At 35.1% G+C, this 2,007-nt stretch carries 1 protein-coding gene and 1 pseudogene; one reads left to right on the top strand and one right to left on the bottom strand.

Translation table 11 applies throughout. The annotated features are described in order from the left end of the window. Positions 1 to 322: pseudogene (locus RT405_RS11285) on the top strand (ECF transporter S component); the annotation flags it as partial. Positions 323 to 419: 97 nt separating this feature from the next. On the opposite strand, the gene RT405_RS11280 reads toward RT405_RS11285, so the two are convergent. Next, positions 420 to 1,397, bottom strand: a complete 978-nt coding sequence (locus RT405_RS11280) for a diaminopimelate dehydrogenase (protein ID WP_313469741.1) — start codon at positions 1,395 to 1,397, stop codon at positions 420 to 422. Between the last annotated feature and the right edge of the window lie 610 nt (positions 1,398 to 2,007).

Below are 2,007 nucleotides of genomic sequence, written 5' to 3'. Positions count from 1 at the left end.
GCTTATTTCTATTGTGCCGCGTATTCTTGTTGGATTTGTTGCCGGATATGTTTATCATTTATTTAAAAATAAAAAAGAGAAAGATTCATTGGGAATGATTCTTTCTTCTGTGTTGGCTTCTTTAACCAATACCATACTAGTTTTATTTTTTATTTACCTCTTTTATAAAGACGATTATGCGACAGCATTAAATGTGGATGTGTCTAATTTAGCAAAAGCTTTAGGTGCAGTAGTCTTAACAAATGGACTGGCGGAAGCTGTAGCTGCTGCTATTATCGCTCCAGTCGTTGCAAAGGCTTTAAAACGTTTTAAGACAACTTGATAAAGTCAACCTTCTTCAAATAAAACCAAAACCCCCTTTGAAATTAGTTATAGAAAAACTAACTTCAAAGGGGGTAGTTTATTTAATCGTTTTTATATTACAGTAACTCTTTTCTTAATTCTTCTGCAGACTTACTTGAAAGATATGCCGGAGGAACATCTAATACACTGAAAGCGCCAGATTTTCCGTCTTCTTTAAAACGATAAGCTGCTCGTGCATAAGCTACTAGAATAGAGGATGTAAATTCAGCATTGCTTTCTAATTCCAGTTGAAATTCAGCTTTTTGTTTATTCTCGGTAGCTGAAGTAGCTGTTCGAATAACAAAACCACCATGAGGCATTTTTTGGTGTTCTTTAGCAAATGTTTCTTCATCAATAAAGTGAACAGTTGTATGGTAAGGTTCGAAATAATCCGGCATTGTTTTGATTTTTTTCTCAATCAAACCTTTGTCTGCATCTTCCTCAGCCACTACGTAACACACACGTTCATGTTTTTCCCGAGTGGATAAAGTAGGGTTAGATCCGCTTCTAACTTCTTCAAGGGCTTTTTCAATAGGGATCGTATATTGTACTCCTGCTTTAACTCCATCAATTCGGCGGATAGCATCTGAATGTCCTTGACTTAACCCTTTACCCCAAAACGTATAGGTTTCTCCAGCAGGCAAGACCGATTCTAAAACAGCACGATTTAGTGAAAATAAACCTGGATCCCAGCCAACTGAAATAATGCTGACATGTTCATTTGTTTTCGCCGCTAGATCCATATCTTTAAAATATTGAGGGATATGGTTATGGTTATCATAACTATCAATTGTAGAAAAATATTTCGCTAAGGAAGGTCCTTGTTGAGGCAAATCTGTTGCTGAGCCACCGCACAAAATTAGAACATCGATTTTATCTTGATAATCTAATATGTTGTCTATACTTACAGCTGGGAGTTTAGAAGTCAGTTCTTCTGGATTCCGTCTTGTAAATACTGCGATACCTTCCATATCTGGGAAATTATCCAGGGCTAATTCTACGCCTTTTCCTATATTTCCATAACCGACTAAGCCGATACGAATGTTTTTAGTCATATTACCACTCCATTCATCAATTTCTTTTGGTACTTGCCTATTATAACCCAACAGCAAAAAAAAGTATTTATTTTTTTGGAATTGGAACATATGTTCTAATTCTATTTAAAAAAATAACTTAATGTGGTATGATTTAAATATAGAAATGTTTAAGGCGGTGGCTAACTCTCATTAAAAAGGGGTGATGCCTATGTTTTTTTGTTTGGCTTTCCCCAGAAAGGAAAACCCATGAGTATTTTCGAATCCTTAATGTTTGCATTAGCTTTTGCAACGTTGGTTTTAAAAATCTCAACAAACAACAAAAAAAAGTAACCGTCTGAACTTTAGCGAGTAGGACGATTACTTTTTGTTTTCTCTTATTGGCTACCGTCTTTAACGGTTCTATAAAAGAGGGGAATGTTGACGCATTTCTCTCTTTTCTCTTATAGTTTAACATGCGGTAACTGTTTTTTCAAATACATCTATTTTTCTTTGAAACAAGTTGTAATCATAGAGGTATAAAACTGTAATCTATTGCTAATATCCAACTGGCCGATATATGCTATCATGAGATGGGGAAACAGAAAGGAAAGATGCAAAATGAAAAATTCTAATAAACCTACACGTTCTG

Source organism: Carnobacterium sp. (assembly GCF_032094055.1).
Lineage (GTDB): Bacteria > Bacillota > Bacilli > Lactobacillales > Carnobacteriaceae > Carnobacterium_A.
Note: the sequence above shows the minus strand (reverse complement) of the source record. Positions and strands in the feature narration are given on the sequence as shown.